15 protein-coding genes are annotated in these 15,338 nt (G+C 65.9%); 10 read left to right on the top strand and 5 right to left on the bottom strand.

Annotated elements, in window-relative coordinates; genetic code table 11:
* Window positions 1–2: 2 nt before the first annotated feature.
* A complete protein-coding gene (locus tag MNQ99_RS13945; protein ID WP_241913335.1) occupies window positions 3–1,325 on the bottom strand; it encodes a branched-chain amino acid ABC transporter permease in 1,323 nt (440 codons plus the stop codon).
* A gap of 264 nt (window positions 1,326–1,589) precedes the next feature.
* The gene (locus MNQ99_RS13940; protein ID WP_127512147.1) at window positions 1,590–1,886 is read right to left on the bottom strand and encodes a GroES family chaperonin; all 297 of its coding nucleotides are present in this window, start codon (window positions 1,884–1,886) and stop codon (window positions 1,590–1,592) included.
* A gap of 224 nt (window positions 1,887–2,110) precedes the next feature.
* Between MNQ99_RS13940 and MNQ99_RS13935 the strand changes: the two genes are divergently transcribed.
* The 5 genes from MNQ99_RS13935 to MNQ99_RS13915 all read left to right on the top strand — a co-directional run bounded on the left by MNQ99_RS13935 (window position 2,111) and on the right by MNQ99_RS13915 (window position 7,075).
* Entirely contained in the window at window positions 2,111–2,941 is an 831-nt protein-coding gene (locus MNQ99_RS13935) for a Bax inhibitor-1/YccA family protein (protein ID WP_127511971.1), read from the top strand.
* A 78-nt stretch (window positions 2,942–3,019) separates the two neighbouring features.
* A complete protein-coding gene (locus MNQ99_RS13930; protein ID WP_241913334.1) occupies window positions 3,020–3,946 on the top strand; it encodes an aldose 1-epimerase family protein in 927 nt (308 codons plus the stop codon).
* A 37-nt stretch (window positions 3,947–3,983) separates the two neighbouring features.
* Window positions 3,984–5,261: an AI-2E family transporter gene (locus MNQ99_RS13925; protein ID WP_241913333.1), complete on the top strand. Its 1,278-nt coding sequence runs from the start codon at window positions 3,984–3,986 to the stop codon at window positions 5,259–5,261.
* Window positions 5,258–6,496, top strand: coding sequence for a threonine ammonia-lyase (gene ilvA, locus MNQ99_RS13920; RefSeq protein WP_127511968.1), 1,239 nt, complete (start codon window positions 5,258–5,260; stop codon window positions 6,494–6,496). The genes MNQ99_RS13925 and ilvA overlap by 4 nt, the downstream gene beginning before the upstream one ends.
* 3 nt (window positions 6,497–6,499) lie before the next feature.
* Window positions 6,500–7,075, top strand: a complete 576-nt coding sequence (locus MNQ99_RS13915; protein WP_241913332.1) for a rhomboid family intramembrane serine protease — start codon at window positions 6,500–6,502, stop codon at window positions 7,073–7,075.
* 101 nt (window positions 7,076–7,176) lie between these two features.
* Here MNQ99_RS13915 and greA read toward each other — a convergent pair whose 3' ends face one another.
* Window positions 7,177–7,668: a transcription elongation factor GreA gene (gene greA / locus MNQ99_RS13910; RefSeq protein WP_127511966.1), complete on the bottom strand. Its 492-nt coding sequence runs from the start codon at window positions 7,666–7,668 to the stop codon at window positions 7,177–7,179.
* Window positions 7,669–7,971: 303 nt separating this feature from the next.
* Window positions 7,972–8,418 (bottom strand): DUF4307 domain-containing protein, encoded by a 447-nt coding sequence (locus MNQ99_RS13905; RefSeq protein ID WP_241913331.1) that lies wholly within the window; start codon window positions 8,416–8,418, stop codon window positions 7,972–7,974.
* Window positions 8,419–8,468: 50 nt separating this feature from the next.
* On the opposite strand from MNQ99_RS13905, the gene mca reads away from it, so the two are divergent.
* The 3 genes from mca to MNQ99_RS13890 all read left to right on the top strand — a co-directional run bounded on the left by mca (window position 8,469) and on the right by MNQ99_RS13890 (window position 11,972).
* Window positions 8,469–9,383 carry a mycothiol conjugate amidase Mca gene (mca, locus tag MNQ99_RS13900; RefSeq protein ID WP_241913330.1) on the top strand — a complete coding sequence of 305 codons (915 nt, stop codon included), beginning with the start codon at window positions 8,469–8,471 and terminating at the stop codon, window positions 9,381–9,383.
* A gap of 61 nt (window positions 9,384–9,444) precedes the next feature.
* The gene (locus MNQ99_RS13895) at window positions 9,445–9,798 is read left to right on the top strand and encodes a hypothetical protein (protein WP_241913329.1); all 354 of its coding nucleotides are present in this window, start codon (window positions 9,445–9,447) and stop codon (window positions 9,796–9,798) included.
* A 2-nt stretch (window positions 9,799–9,800) separates the two neighbouring features.
* Entirely contained in the window at window positions 9,801–11,972 is a 2,172-nt protein-coding gene (locus tag MNQ99_RS13890) for a thioredoxin domain-containing protein (protein WP_241913328.1), read from the top strand.
* 35 nt (window positions 11,973–12,007) lie between these two features.
* Here MNQ99_RS13890 and trhA read toward each other — a convergent pair whose 3' ends face one another.
* The gene (trhA, locus tag MNQ99_RS13885) at window positions 12,008–12,769 is read right to left on the bottom strand and encodes a PAQR family membrane homeostasis protein TrhA (protein ID WP_241913327.1); all 762 of its coding nucleotides are present in this window, start codon (window positions 12,767–12,769) and stop codon (window positions 12,008–12,010) included.
* A gap of 123 nt (window positions 12,770–12,892) precedes the next feature.
* On the opposite strand from trhA, the gene MNQ99_RS13880 reads away from it, so the two are divergent.
* A complete protein-coding gene (locus MNQ99_RS13880) occupies window positions 12,893–13,654 on the top strand; it encodes an isoprenyl transferase (protein ID WP_127511962.1) in 762 nt (253 codons plus the stop codon).
* A 267-nt stretch (window positions 13,655–13,921) separates the two neighbouring features.
* On the top strand, window positions 13,922–15,319 hold the full coding sequence (locus MNQ99_RS13875) for a PhoH family protein (RefSeq protein ID WP_241913326.1): 1,398 nt from the start codon (window positions 13,922–13,924) through the stop codon (window positions 15,317–15,319).
* The last annotated feature ends 19 nt before the right edge of the window (window positions 15,320–15,338 follow it).

Here is a 15,338-nt window from a genome sequence, read left to right as displayed (position 1 = left end):
TCCTAACCCACGCGCTCTCGACGGCCAAGGATCCCCTGTGGCCGGAACAGCAGGACGACGATCATAATCAGCAGGGCGCCGACGTACTTAAGGTCAGCCACCAGCCAGAGCGTCGACAGTTCGACGAACAGGCCGACGAGGACCGAGCCAACCAAGGCTCCGAACACGGTGCCCAATCCGCCCAGAATGACGCCGGCAAAGACGAGCAGCAGGATTTGCTGCCCCATATTGAAGGTGACACCGGGGCGGTAATAGGCCCAAAGGATGCCGCCGAGGGCAGCCAGCACGCCGCCCACTGTCCAGACAATCCTGATGACTCGGTCAACATCGATGCCGGAGGCTGCCGCCAGCGCGGGATTGTCGGCAACAGCGCGCGTAGCCTTACCCAGGCGGGTCTTAAGCAGCAGCATGGCGATCAGGACGATCACCACCAGGCTGACAACCAGCGAGATCAGCGTGTTGCGGCTGATGGAGATGGTGCCAAGTTCCAGGATGGGGCTGCTGGCCCCGGGGAGCTGTTGCGTGGCGCCACCGAAATTGAACAAAATCGTATAGCGCACCGCCAGAGCCAGTCCGATGCTGATGATCATCATCGGGATCAGCGCGGTACCGCGGCGCCGCAGCGGCTTCCAGAGCCAACCATCCTGGATCCAGCCGAAGGCACCGCCCAAGGCGACACCTAACACCATCGCCAACCAGATCGGAAAGCCCGCAACGGAGAAACCGAACATCAGGACGGCCCCGAGCGTGACCATCTCGCCATGGGCGAAGTTGGTCAGGCCGGTGGTGCCGTAGATCAGCGACAAGCCCACCGAAGCCAAAGCCAGCAGCAGGCCAAAGCTCAAGCCTGCAATCAGCCGTTCGACGAAAATCTCGCCGAAACTGGCGCTCTGGACCACAATGCCTTCGCCAAGCGGAAAGACAGCAGCGGCATTGGACGTGTTGGTGAAAGTGACTTCCCGCGGATTTGGCGTTCCCGGGGCGAGCTTCACGCCCTCCGGGAAGGTGGAGACGTCCACCTCGACTTGGTAAGTCCCCTGGACCGGAACACCGATGGACCAGGTTCCGTTCTCTCCGGTGGTCGCCTCGCCGCTGAATCCTTCCCCTGTCGCGGTGATCCGCACTCCAGCGACCGGACCGTCGACATTCCGCAAGACACCGCTGATCTTGTAGCGGGAGGGTTCCGCAGGCGCCGACGACGTTGCACCGGGTGTTGGTTCTGGTGAGGTGGTCGAAGCCAGTGAGGGGGGAGCGGACAAGATGATCCCCGTGATGATCGCCAGTAAGGCGAGTAGCGTCCCCAATGGCCGAACAAGCTTCGGCATCGCTATCAAAATATGAACCTCCACAGTGTGGGGTGGTCCGCCGGATCACCGGCAGGCACTGACCGCGTCTGTGACAGGAATCACTGACGTGTCGTTTATGTTACCTGCGCCACAGGTGGTGGGGAGGGTGGTTCTATCGCGATCAGGTAACAACTGTGAAGCAGTTGTTAAGCGAAGGTAAAACGTTGGGGCATCACACGGCAGGCTGGCTACAGAGAGGGGAGGCATGCCAGCAGGGAACCACCTGTCCCGCCCGGACTGGGGCTAGAGGTAGAGGCCGGTACTGCTGTCCGCTTCCTCCGGCTGGGAAACGGCGTGGATGTCACGCTCGCGGAGCAGGGTGTAGTCGGCAGCGTTGACCTCCACTTCCGCACGGTCTTCCGGATCGAAGAGCACCCGGTCGCCGACCGCGACCTGGCGGACCTGCGGGCCGGCGGCAACGACCTCGGCCCACGCCAGTCGCTTGCCCATCACTGCGGTGGCCGGAATGACGATCCCGGAGGATGAACGGCGCTCGCTGCTGTCCTGGTCCGGGGCGACCAGAATGCGGTCATGGAGCATCCGCAGGGGCAGTCTGTCCTGCGCGGAAGAGCGGGGCTTGTCGGAAGGACTGGGGGAAGTCACCGCAGCAGTCTACCTGCGGCGGGCCGGCAGGAGGCAGCGGCAGGGCCGCAGCGCTGCGTGCGGAGGAGTTCATCGGCACGTTATGGAATTTTCTGCCGTGGGGTTCGTTGGGATTGGTAGTGTAATCAATAGCTCGCCCCCTGACGATGGAGGACAACAAGATGGCAATCGGAGGAAATCCGGTTTTCAACAACCCGAAGGCGTTCCGCGGTTCACCCGCGGGATCTGCCGCAGTCGGTTCGACCGTGCTGGCCGGCCAGACGCAGCTGTCCAGCCAGCAGTTGCAGGACCTGTACAACCAGCCGTCCGCTGGCCCCGCCCAGACCGGCCGGATGACGTACGACGACGTCATCATGAAGACGCTGGCTTGCCTGGCCCTGGTGGTCGTCGGCGGTGCCATCGGCTGGATGTACCCGATCCTGATGATCCCCGGCATGATCGTTGGCCTGGTGCTCGGCCTGGTCAATGCCTTTAAGAAGGAACCGTCCAAGGGCCTGATCCTGGCCTACGCAGGCGCCGAGGGTCTGTTTGTCGGCGGGCTGTCCATGGTCATCGACAGGATGTACCCGGGCGTTGCCCCGCAGGCCGTGCTCGGCACCGTGTGCGTCTTCGCCGTTACCCTGCTCCTGTTCAAGAGCGGCAAGGTCCGCGCCACACCAAAGGCAATGCGCTTCTTCATGATCGCGCTGATCGGCTACGCGCTCTTCTCGCTGGTGAACCTGGGCCTGATGTGGTTCGGCGTGCTGGACAACCAGTGGGGCGTGCGCGGGGTTGAGTTCATGGGCATCCCGCTGGGTGTCATCATCGGCCTGTTCGCCATCGGGCTGGCCGCCTTCTCGCTGATCGTTGACTTCACCTCGATCGAGCAAGGCGTCAAGCAGGGCGTGGACCGCAAGTACTCCTGGACGGCGGCCTTCGGTCTGACCGTGACCTTGATTTGGCTGTACGTGGAGATCCTCCGCCTGCTCGCCATCCTGCGCGGCGACGAATAGACCCGCCGTTTTATCCACACCGACCCCGGCCCAGTGCCGGGGTCGGTTGTTTAACGGACACCCGGTACGGTGGACCCTATGACGCGCGAGCGCAGCCAAGCAGCGACCGGTGAACAATTTGAACTACGGCGCGCCGGATCGCGAGCCGTGATCACCGAGCTGGCAGCCGGCCTGCGGCTCTTCGAGAAGCACGGTGTGCCGCTGACCGAGACGTTCGATGAAGATCGGATCCCGCCCTCGGCCTGCGGCATCCTGCTGGCGCCGTGGCCCAATCGGGTGGCCGCAGGCCAATGGACGCTTGACGGCGCCGTCCAGCAATTGGACATCACGGAGCCTGGCCGCGGCCATGCCATCCACGGGCTGCTCCGAAATACCGGCTACCGGGTCGTTGAGCGAAGCGAGTCCAGGCTGATGCTGCGGGCCGAGATCTTCCCGCAGCACGGGTATCCCTTCCGGCTCACCCATAGTGCCGAGTACTCCCTGGATCAGGCAGGCGATCTCACCGTGCGGCAGGAGCTGCTGAACCGGTCCGGTGCGGCGGCGCCGGTCGCTCTGGGCGCCCATCCGTTCCTTCGCTTGGGAGACGAACCTGCCGACCGGTTGACGCTGACCGTACCCGCCGCTCGGTTCTTTCCGGCGGATCCGCAGACCATGATTCCGACGGCGGATGTTCCGGTGAGTGGGCAAACCGATCTCCGTCGGGGAGCCCGGCTGGCGGACCTGGCGATGGACTGCGCCTATACCGGGCTGTCCTTCGGCCCCGGCGGACGGGTGGTGAGCACCCTCGCTTCGGATAACGGGTCGACGGTCGGGCTGTGGCAGGCGGATCCATTCCATTACGTGCATATTTTTGTCACGCTCAAGTATCCGGGCAGGGAGCGCGCGGTGGCGGTAGAGCCCATGACGGCTCCGGCGAACAGCCTCAATTCCGGCTCCGGGCTGGCCTGGCTGCAACCCGGCGGTTCTTTCGGCGGCAGCTGGGGGATTACGGCGCGGCTTCACTGAACACATGTCTGGGTGACAATATGAAACTATTGGGTTTATGAACCGGTCCTTCCCCGAAAACCGTCCCCTGCCGGCGGGACGATCGGCCGGCACCGACAGCCGGCACCACGTTCGCGAGGACGTGCCCTATGCGCTGCGGATCAGTGCGGCGTGGGCATGGCGGGTTGGCCTGATCCTGGTGGTCGGCGGACTGTTGGTCTGGCTGCTCAGCTTCGTCTCGCTGCTGGTCATCCCGCTGATGGTCGCGGCCCTGATCACCGCCCTGATTTCGCCCGTGGTCCGGTTCCTGCGCAAGGCCAAGGTGCCCAAGAGCCTGGCCGTGGCCATTACCATCCTCGGCTTCCTCGGGCTGATCGGCGGCGCTCTCTCCCTGGTCGGCCGGCAGCTCTACATCGGCTTCAGCGAGCTGTGGGACCAGGTCCTGAAAGGAATTGGCCAGGTCCAAGGCTGGCTGACCGATGGGCCGCTGCGGCTGACCAACGAACAACTCAACTCCTACTTGAACGAAGCCTTGCAGCAGCTGCAGAGCAACAGCAGCGCGATCTTTTCCAGCGCCCTCAGTGTGGGGTCCACCGCCGGACACCTGTTCACCGGCCTGCTGCTGACCATCTTCGCGCTGATCTTCTTCCTTTACGACGGCGACCGGATCTGGCGTTTCGTGGTTGGCCTGTTGCCCAAGAAGGCCCGGGCGGCGAGCAACGGTGCGGGCCGCAAGGGCTGGACCTCCATGGTCCAGTACATCCGGGTCCAGATGTTCGTTGCCTTCGTCGACGCGGTCGGTATTGGCGCCGGCGCGGCCATCATCGGTGTACCGCTGGCGCTGCCGCTCGGCGTTCTGGTATTCCTCGGCTCGTTCATCCCGATCATCGGTGCGCTGGTGACCGGGTTCGTCGCCGTTCTGCTGGCACTGGTGGCCAACGGCTGGGTCAATGCACTCATCATGCTCGCCATTGTGCTTGGCGTGCAGCAGCTTGAGGGGCATGTGCTGCAGCCACTGGTCATGGGCAAAGCCGTGTCGCTGCATCCGTTGGCAGTCGTGCTGGCCGTGGCAGGCGGTTCAATGGTCGCCGGCATAGCCGGGGCACTGTTTGCCGTGCCCCTGCTCGCGATCCTCAATTCCGTTGTCAAGTACATTGCCGCCCGGGGATGGGAAACAGACCCGGCACTGGGGGCGCCTCCACCGGTGGAAGAGCCCTATCTGGCACCTGAACCGGCGTTGGCTTCGTCCGGTCCAGGCAACCCGCCAGAGACCTCAGAACAGGAACCCGTCCGCCGACGCCGCGTCCAGCTGCGCAGAAAAGAGTCCGACAAGTGACAGCCACCACCCAACTACCCGTCACACTTGACGACGTCCAGGCAGCCCGGAAAATCCTTGATGGGGTCATCGCGAAGACTCCGATTGAGCAATCCCGCGCCCTGGGCCGGATGGTCGGTTCCGATGTCTTCTTCAAATGTGAGAACCTGCAGCGCGCCGGTTCCTTCAAAGTCCGCGGTGCCTATGTGCGCATGGCCGGGCTGACGGACGAGGAGAAGGCTCGCGGCGTCGTTGCCGCTTCTGCGGGAAACCACGCCCAGGGCGTGGCGGTGGCTGCGGCCCGGCTGGGCATCAAGGCGCGCATCTTTATGCCGCTGGGTGTTGCCCTGCCCAAGCTGGCGGCCACCCGAGGCCATGGCGCCGAAGTGGTCCTGCATGGTCACAACGTGGACGAAGCACTCGCCGAAGCCGAACGCTACGCGGAGGAGACCGGCGCGGTGTTCGTCCACCCGTTCGATAGCCCGGACATTATTGCTGGCCAGGGCACGCTCGGCCTGGAGATTCTGGAACAGGTCCCCAACGTTGACACCATCGTCATGGGTGTTGGCGGCGGCGGACTGCTGGCCGGGGTTGCCACTGCCGTCAAGGCAAGGGCCAAGGAGTTGGGCCGCGAGATCAAAGTTATCGGGGTGCAGGCGGAAAATGCGGCCGCCTATCCGCCTTCGCTGGCCGCGGACGCGCTGGTGCCGCTGCAGAAGGTATCCACCATGGCCGACGGTATCGCCGTGGGCCGTCCAGGGCAGCTGCCGTTTTCGATCATCAGGGAACTGGTCGACGACGTGGTCACCGTCAGCGAAGACGCTTTGGCGCGCGCACTGATCTTCTTGATCGAGCGGTCCAAGCTGGTGGTCGAACCCGCGGGCGCCGTCGGCGTGGCCGCGCTGATGGAAGGCGTCATCCCGAACCCGGGAACCACGGCGGTCATCCTCTCCGGCGGAAATATCGATCCCATGCTGATGCTGAAGGTCATCCAGCGAGGCCTGTATGCCTCCGGCCGTTTCATGTCCGTCCGCATCATGCTCGATGACCGTCCCGGCTCGCTGGCCCAGATTTCGCGGATCATCGCTGAATCGGACGCCAACGTCACCCGCGTGGACCATACACGGATCGGCGGCTCCATCAGCATGGGTGACGTTGCCATCACCATCGACATCGAGACCAAGGGCCACGAGCACTGCGAGCTGGTGCTCGGCAGCCTCCGCGCCGAGGGCTTCCAGCCCGTCGTCGTCCACTGACCCATGGCCCGCAGCCGTGCACTGCGCCCCGCCCAGGCCTTGGCAGGAGCCGGGGCGTTTGCGGTGCTGCTCTGGGTGGCCTTCCTGGTCAACCTGATCGCCGGCGGCTACTTCAGCCTGTTGTTGGGGATTGCGCCCCGGCGGCTGGATGGGCTCGACGGGGTGCTCTTCGGCCCGCTGCTGCATGCCGATACCAGCCACCTGTTGAGCAACACGCTCCCGCTACTGGTGCTCGGTTTCCTGACGCTGCTGGAAGGGATCCGGCGGTTCTTGGTGGTGCTCGCGTGCAGCTGGCTGGCCTCCGGGCTGGGTGTCTGGCTGACGGGTGCAGGCGTGACGATCGGGGCATCGGGGCTGGTCTTCGGGCTGTTGGCCTACTTGTTGGTGCGCGGCTTCTATAACCGCAGCTGGCGGCAGATGCTGCTGGCCGTGGTCATCTTCATTTTCTACGGTTCGGTGCTCTGGGGCGTCCTGCCGACGGCGATGCCCGGCGTTTCCTGGCAGGCGCACCTTTTCGGGGCAGCCGGTGGAGTGGTCGCCGCCGTGCTGCTGCGCCGCCGCAGGCCCCATCTCGGCTGACGCTTCCGGTTGCCACGCCGACGCAGGCAGCCGGCCTCGAACACAGACGAAAAGGCGGGTTCCCACAGGAACCCGCCTTCGACGTCTGTCAGTGCGCTCGGTTAGCCGGCGTAAGGAGTGGCCGAGATGATGTCCACCGAGATCTCTTTGCCGTTCGGGGCGGTGTAGGTGACGGACTCGCCGGCCCGCTTGCCGTGGATGGCCGCGCCAAGCGGGGACTTTTCGCTGTACACGTCCAAACCGGTTTCACCGGCAACCTCGCGGCTGCCGAGCAGGAAGCGCTCGGAGTCGCCGGCGACTTTTGCCTCGATGATCATGCCGGGCTCCACGATTCCGTCATCTGCCGGCGCTTCGCCCACGTGGGCGTTCCGCAGCAGGTCGGTGAGCTGGCGGATCCGGGCTTCGGCCTTGCCCTGCTCTTCCTTGGCAGCGTGGTAGCCGCCGTTCTCCTTGAGATCCCCCTCGGAGCGGGCCTGTTCGATGCGGTCGACGATCTCTGCCCGGCCGGGGCCCGAAAGGTGATCCAGTTCAGCCTTCAGGCGGTCGTAGGCTTCCTGAGTGAGCCAGGCGACAGGTGCGCTGGAAGTGGACACGTAGTTCTCCTTAGTTGCTGCCGGAGCCGCTGGACGCGGACCGGGCACGGTGGCACTTTGCACAAAAGGCCGCCATGCCGGCGGCCACTTGATGCAAAGACCCCGCCATGTTGGTGAACCATTTCGTTCTGGGATGTTCCCAGTTCACCAGGTAGGCGGGGCGGAATGTATTTGCTCAATTGTAGTCAGCCGCAGCCGGTTTTCCCAATAACAAGGTGGTAAAGGGTGTTTCCCTCGGTTCCTTGGGAAGCCGCAGCCCCGGGCAGATGACTGGATGGGCTCGGTTACGCGGTGACCGGTTCGTCAGCTGTTGGCGTCGGCGGCCCAGCAGCTGTCCACGCCGCCGGAGACGGCCAAGGATTCAGTTCTGAGCTGGACACGGTGCGCTGTGGTCCCGGCGGTCGTTTCACCGGCGGGGCCGATCGTGGCCACTTTCCAGCCGACGACGGCGTAGTTGTCGCTCAGGGCCTTGATGGCGCACTGGACGGTGGCCTCCGGATCCTTGGTGACCTGGAAATCCACGGTCATGTGTCCGGCGTCGGCCACGGCAAAGCCAACGTCCTTGGTGTCAATCTGCGGCCCGTTCTGGCCCAGGGCGAAAAAGCCCGCGCCGACAACGGCAACTCCGAGGGCGCCTCCGGCCAGCGCGAGTTTGGCGCGGCGGGACAGCGACCGCCGCGGTGTGCCGTAACGGTTGGAAACAGTTAAGCTGGAAGAAGTCTGAGGAGTACGGGGGCCTGCGGTGCTCACGCCCTCAAGTTTATCCTCCCGCCCACGCCAGATTTCCCAGGAGTAGCCACGTGAGCTTCGATCCAGCCCAGCCAGCGCAGGGTGACGGCCTGCGCCTGCTGGCGGTCCATGCCCATCCGGATGACGAATCCAGCAAGGGCGCGGCGTCCATGGCGCGTTATGCCGCCGAGGGTGTCCAAGTGATGGTAGCTACCTGCACCGGCGGTGAACGCGGTGACATTCTCAATGCCGAGGCTGCCACGGATCCGCAGGCGCACCGGGACCTTGCCGGGATCCGGCGGCGGGAGATGGCACAGGCCGCGGCCGAGCTGGGCATCCAGCAGCGCTGGTTGGGGTTCGCAGATTCCGGCCTGCCGGAGGGGGAGCCGCTGCCGCCGCTGCCGTTCGGCAGCTTCGCGACGCTGCCGCTGGAGCGGGCCGCAGCCCCGCTGGTCAAACTGGTGCGTGAGTTCCGGCCCCATGTAGTGATCAGTTACGACGAGAACGGCGGCTACCCGCACCCGGACCACATCATGGCCCACAAGGTGGCGGTGGAGGCGTATCACGCCGCCGGTGACCCCGAGCGCTACCCGGAGGCGGGCACGGCATGGGAGCCGCTGAAGCTCTACTATGACCGCGCCTTCAATCCGGAGCGGTTCCGCGCACTCCACTATGCCTTGGAGGAAGCAGGGCTGCAGTCGCCCTACGCCGCGCGGCTCGCAGCCTGGCTGGAGGCCGACGCCGAAGGCCACCAACCGCCGATGCCCAACCACCGCACCACCACACAGATCGACTGCGGCGACTTTTTCCGCCACCGCGACCGCGCGCTGCTCTCGCACCGGACCCAGGTGGAGCCCGCCGGATTCTTCTTCGCCGTCTCCGAGGAGATGCAGCGGACGGTCTGGCCGTGGGAGGACTTCTCCCTGATCCACGCACGGGTGGAAACCAGCGTGCCCGAAACGGATTTCTTTGCGGGCATAAGATAGAGCCTGCAGCCAACCAGCGCCGGAACCTCGTGTCCCGGATGCACCCAGAAAGAGACTGAATTTGCCCCTGATCCAGATCCTTGCCGCCGTCGCCGCCGGTGCCGGCGAGCCCACTCTCCGGCCCGGACTCGACGCGGACCAGGTTTCGCCCGGGCCGTGGGGCTTCTTCTTCACCTTTGCTCTGGCGGCCGTGGTGGTGGTCCTGGTTTGGGACATGACCCGGCGCATCCGGCGGGTCCGCTACCGCTCGCAACTGGAAGAGAACGTTAAGGCCGGCGCACAGCAAACCGGTCCCGGATCATCCGGTCAAGCAGGCCCCGCAGGCGGCGGGGCGGATCACCATGCAGCGGGCGAGGCGCCGGCGACCGGCGGAATGGACGAACCAGGCTCGGGCCGCCCGGACCGCGGCGACTGACCGTGGCCGGCCGACTGCGCTCCGAGGCCTCGGCCTACCTGCGCCAGCACGCCGGAAACCCCGTGGACTGGTGGCCGTTCGGCGACCAGGCGTTCGAACAGGCACGTCTGCGCGACGTGCCTGTTTTTGTTTCGGTGGGATATGCGGCGTGCCATTGGTGCCACGTGATGGCGGGGGAATCCTTCGAGGACCAGGCCACCGCGGAGTACCTGAACGAGCACTTCATCCCGGTCAAGGTGGACCGAGAAGAACGTCCGGACGTGGACAGCATCTACATGTCCGCCACCCAGCTGATGACCGGACAGGGCGGCTGGCCGATGAGCGTGTTCGCGCTGCCGGATGGCAGGGCCTTTTACGCCGGCACGTACTTCCCGCCGCGGCCGCAGCCGGGCCAGCCGTCGTTCCGCCAGGTGCTTCAAGCTGTGCACGAAGCTTGGGAGCAGCGCCGCGAGGCCGTCGAGACCACCGCCGCGTCGGTGGCACAGGCGTTGGCACAAGCCGGGGAAGCGAACCGCGGGCTTCTCGGCGACCTCTCCGTGGAGCCGGACGGGGGTCAACCACTACCCCCCGGCGGTCCCGCGGCGGAGTGGGGGCCGGTACAGGTACCGTCCGGCGAAGCAGGGGGAACGGACCATCGAGCTGTCCTCGAAGAAGCCGTCGAGGTGCTGTCGGGCCAGGAAGACACGGTCTTCGGCGGTTTTGGCGGCGCGCCCAAATTCCCGCCGTCGGCTGTGCTGCACTTCCTGCTCCGGCATGCCGGGGCGTCCCGCTCCGATTCAGCGCAGCGTGCCGCCGGACTGTCCGCCCGGACGTTGCTGGCCATGGCCGGGTCGGCGTTGTACGACCAGCTCGAGGGCGGCTTTGCCCGTTACACGGTGGACCGCCGGTGGTCGGTGCCGCACTTCGAGAAAATGCTCTACGACAACGTCCAGTTGCTGCGCGTTTATGCCCAATGGGCCGTGCAGTCGCCGGCGGGGGCGGAGCGGGATCTGGGATGCTCGGTCGCGGCAGGGACCGCAGGGTGGTTGGTGGAACGGCTGCAGCTGTCCCACGGCGGAATCGCTTCCTCACTGGACGCGGACACCGTCGTCGACGGCGTCCACCACGAAGGTGCAACCTACTTGTGGTCGCCCGCGGAGCTGCGACGGGTGCTCGGAGCCGACGACGGCGACTGGGTGGTGTCCGTGATGTGTGTGGGGGAGCGGGGCAACGTCACTGCCAACCGGTCGACGCTGCATCCTGGGCGGCCGTTGGACCCGGACGAACGGCTACGCTGGGAGGGGCTGCGTCCCGCGCTGCTCGCGGTCCGGCAGCAGCGGGCGCAGCCGGCACGGGACGAAAAGGTTGTGGCCGGCTGGAACGGGCTGGCAGTGGCAGGGCTGGCCGAAGCGGGAGAGCTGTTGGGCCGGCCCGACCTCACCGCTGCCGCCGCGGCCGCTGCCGACTACCTGCTGTCCGTGCATCTAGATGACAGCGGCCGGCTGGCCCGCGTCTCGCACGATGGTGCAGCGCAGCACTTCGAAGGGCTGCTGGAGGACTACGCCGGCTGTGCAGAGGGATTGTTCTCACTGTATGCAGCCACCGGGGAAGGCCGCTGGTACCGTGCCGCGGAAGGGCTGGTGCTGCGGGCGGAGGCAGTGTTCCTGCGGGATGGAACGCTCAGGGATCAGGCGGTCCCTGCCGCACAGGTGTCTGCTGCCGCCGGTGCCGTTCCGCCGGCCGACCCGCTGGAGAGCGCCACGCCCAGCGGCACCAGTCTGTTTGCCGGGGTGCTGGCAACATATGCGGCCTACAGCGGTTCCGTACGGCACCGCGAGTTGGCTGGCCGGTTGCTCGGTTATCTGAACCGGATCGCCGCCAGGGCGCCACGGGCCGCCGGGTGGGGGCTGGCCGCTGCGCAGGCACTCGCGGCGGGTCCGGTCGAACTGGCGGTCACCGGACAATCTGCGGCAGCCACGGCGCTGATCGCCGCGGCACGCGCCAGCGGCAGCCCGGGCATCGTCGTCGCCCGTCACACAGCGGACCCGAGACGGGAAGAGACAGCCCCGCTGCTGGCGGACAAGCCGGTCCCGGCGGACGGAGCGCTGGCCTATGTCTGCCGCGGGATGGTGTGCCGCCGCCCGGTGGCAACGGCCGCTGCCCTGCTGGAAGAGCTCGGCGCGGCAGGAAACTAAAGCGGGGGATGCCCTCGAACGCCCGCGGCGGCGCGTCAGCCGGCGGAGCCAAGCACCGCGATCATGATGGCGATGTAGTGACACACGAACGCCACCACGGTGAAGGCGTGGAAGAGCTCGTGGAAACCGAACCAGGTGGCCGAGAAGTTCGGCCGTTTGATCCCGTAAATCACGGCGCCGGTAATGTAGAAAGCGCCGCCCGCGCAGATCAGTACAGCGGCAGGGACGCTGGCAGCGAAGAAGTCTGGCAAGTAGAACAACGCCGCGAGTCCCAGCGCGCAGTAGATCGGGACATAGAGCCACCGCGGGGCGTGCGGCCAGAGCACCCGGAAGCCGACGCCGGCGATGGCGCCGGCCCAGATCAGCCAGAGCAGCAGCGTGGCCTTCGACGGTTCCAGCAGCGCCCAGGCCAGCGGCGTGTAGGTGCCGGCGATGACCAGCATGATGTTGGTATGGTCCAGGCGCTTGAGCAGCAGCTTGACCGGCGGGCTCCAGTTGCCGCGGTGGTAGACGGCGCTGACGCCGAAGAGCAACAGCCCGGTCACCGCGTAGACCGTGCACGCCCATTTTCCGGCGGCGGTTGGGGCGAGCGCTAAGAGGACGATCCCGGCAGCCAGAGCCAGGGGAGTGGCGCCGGCATGTAGCCAGCCGCGGAACTTTGGTTTGATATTGAGTGCGTCGGCAACCTGCTCCACGGCCCGTTCGATCGGTCCGTCCGTCGCCTCTATCCGCGCGGTTGAGCCGATGGTATCGCGCCGGTATCCCGACGGCCCGGGCACAACACGGTGTTCACTCATGCGCATATTCTAGCGGCAGTGCAGCTTTTGTTACTCGTCGGTAACAAGGGGTGTGTAAGTGACCGGCCGAGCGGGAGGATAGAATTCGAAGTCGTGAATGGGCGATCAGGAAGGCAGGGTGCGGTGTCTCTTCCCGGCGTCCTCTACCGCCTCTATGAGCGTCGCCTGCAGCGTTCACTGGTTCCTGGCCGCATCCCGGGCCACATCGGCGTGGTGGTGGATGGCAACCGGCGTTGGGCCAAACTGGCCGGAGCGCCGACGAGGGAAGGGCATCAGGCCGGGGCAGATAAGATCCTGGAGTTTCTCGGCTGGTGCGGCGATCTGGGCATCAAAGTGGTCACGCTCTACATGTTGTCCACCGACAATATGGGCCGCTCGGACGACGAATTGCGCGAGTTGCTCGGTGTGATCGGCAATACGTTGGACCGGTTGGGCGAGGGTAAGAATGTGCGCGTGCACCCCGTCGGTGCGCTGGAGACGCTCCCGGCCGACCTCGCCGCCAAACTCCGCGGCTTGGAGGAACAGACCGCTGCGGTGGAGGGGGTCCATGTCAATGTGGCGGTGGGCTATGGCGGCCGCCGGGAAATTGTTGACGCGGTCAAGGGCCTGTTGCGCCACGCCGAGGCCGATGGCAAGAGCCTGGCGGAGGTCGCCGGGACACTGACCGTTGACGATATTTCCCAATACCTTTACACCAGCGGCCAACCGGACCCGGACCTGGTCATCAGGACCTCCGGCGAACAGCGCCTCTCCGGCTTCCTGATGTGGCAGAGCGCCTATAGCGAGTATTACTTTTGCGAAGCGCTGTGGCCGGACTTCCGGCGCCTCGATTTCCTGCGCGCGTTGCGCGACTATGCCAGCCGGCAGCGCCGCTTCGGCGCCTAAACCGGGCCGGACGGAGCAGGCGGCGCATCGGCGTCGTTCGGTTCATCCAAAATTCGCTCAAAAGCCTTTGCCCCGGCTATTGTGCTGGCGAATTACATCAGCGTAATTTGGAACCATCAGTCAGCAATCCGCAGGTTGATCGGGAGGCCACCAGTTTGATGCGCACAGCGAAAGCTGCATCGGGGGAGGCCGGTACCGGCCTGGTGGCCACCGTCCGCGCCCCGCAACAGAAAAGTCGGAGCCGCCGTGCTCCGGACGGGAGCCAGCATGACAGCCACTCAGAACCAGCGACTCGCCGCCACTACCGGACCCGGGGAGCAGCCCGCCGCTGCCACCGCGTCCGGTCGCGCTGTTTCCGCCGGGGAACCGGAAACAGCACGTGTCTCGTACGTCCTGGACACATCCGTGCTGCTGTCCGATCCTCGGGCACTGCTGCGGTTCGCCGAACACGAAGTGATCCTGCCGGTGGTGGTGATCACCGAGCTGGAAGGCAAACGGCACGATCCGGAGTTGGGCTACTTTGCCCGCAAGGCACTGCGGCTGCTGGACGACCTGCGGGTCGAGCACCGTGGGCTGAACCACGCCATCCCGCTGGGCGCGGAGGGCGGCACGCTGCGAGTGGAACTTAACCACATCTCGCCCGACGTGCTGCCGGCCGGGTTCCGCGGCGGGGACAACGACAGCCGGATCCTGGCGGTGGCCAAGAACCTGGCCGACGAGGGCCGCAACGTCACGGTTGTCTCCAAGGACCTGCCGATGCGGGTGAAGGCGTCCGCCATGGGGCTCGAAGCCGATGAGTACCGCAATGAGCTGGTCAAGGATTCGGGCTGGACCGGCGTGGCCGAATTGGACGTGGCCGACGACGACGTCAACACGCTGTACGGGCATGAGCCGGTTTTCATTCCGGCAGCGGCGGAGATGCCCGCCAACACCGGTCTGGTGCTGCTGTCCAGCCGCGGGTCGGCGCTCGGCCGCGTCGGCGCGGACAAACAGGTACGGCTGGTCAAGGGCGACCGTGACGTGTTCGGCCTGCACGGGCGTTCCGCAGAGCAACGGCTGGCGATCGACCTGCTGATGGACCCGGAGGTCGGGATCGTCTCACTGGGCGGCCGGGCCGGAACCGGAAAATCCGCCCTGGCGCTCTGCGCCGGACTGGAAGCTGTGCTGGAGCGTCGCGAGCACCGAAAGGTCGTGGTGTTCCGGCCGCTGTATGCCGTCGGCGGCCAGGAACTGGGGTACCTGCCGGGTTCCGAATCGGACAAGATGAATCCCTGGGCGCAGGCGGTGTTCGACACCCTCGGCGCGCTGGTCTCCACGGAGGTGGTCGAGGAGGTCATGGACCGCGGCATGCTGGAGGTGCTGCCGCTGACGCATATCCGGGGCCGCTCGCTGCACGACTCCTTCGTCATCGTGGACGAGGCACAGTCCCTGGAGAAAAACGTCCTGCTCACGGTGATGAGCCGGATCGGCCAGAACTCCAAAATTGTCCTGACCCACGATGTGGCGCAGCGGGACAACCTCCGGGTGGGCCGGCACGACGGCATCGCCGCTGTGGTGGAAACGCTCAAGGGACATCCGCTCTTTGGCCACGTGACGCTGACACGTTCCGAGCGCTCGCCCATCGCAGCACTCGTGACCGAGTTGTTGGAGGGTGCGGAGATCTAAGCAGCCGCTGTGTCCATCC

Source organism: Arthrobacter sulfonylureivorans, assembly GCF_022637435.1.
GTDB classification, from domain to species: Bacteria; Actinomycetota; Actinomycetes; order Actinomycetales; family Micrococcaceae; genus Crystallibacter; species Crystallibacter sulfonylureivorans.
The sequence above is the reverse complement of the archived record's forward strand: the minus strand, read 5'-3'. Positions and strand labels throughout refer to the sequence as shown.

Coding starts and splice junctions, on each gene's coding strand:
- MNQ99_RS13945 (WP_241913335.1), bottom strand. CDS start 1,325: ATGCCGAAGCTTGTTCGGCCATTGGGGACGCTACTCGCCTTACTGGCG.
- MNQ99_RS13940 (WP_127512147.1), bottom strand. CDS start 1,886: ATGCTCCATGACCGCATTCTGGTCGCCCCGGACCAGGACAGCAGCGAG.
- MNQ99_RS13935 (WP_127511971.1), top strand. CDS start 2,111: ATGGCAATCGGAGGAAATCCGGTTTTCAACAACCCGAAGGCGTTCCGC.
- MNQ99_RS13930 (WP_241913334.1), top strand. CDS start 3,020: ATGACGCGCGAGCGCAGCCAAGCAGCGACCGGTGAACAATTTGAACTA.
- MNQ99_RS13925 (WP_241913333.1), top strand. CDS start 3,984: ATGAACCGGTCCTTCCCCGAAAACCGTCCCCTGCCGGCGGGACGATCG.
- MNQ99_RS13915 (WP_241913332.1), top strand. CDS start 6,500: ATGGCCCGCAGCCGTGCACTGCGCCCCGCCCAGGCCTTGGCAGGAGCC.
- trhA (WP_241913327.1), bottom strand. CDS start 12,769: ATGAGTGAACACCGTGTTGTGCCCGGGCCGTCGGGATACCGGCGCGAT.
- MNQ99_RS13875 (WP_241913326.1), top strand. CDS start 13,922: ATGACAGCCACTCAGAACCAGCGACTCGCCGCCACTACCGGACCCGGG.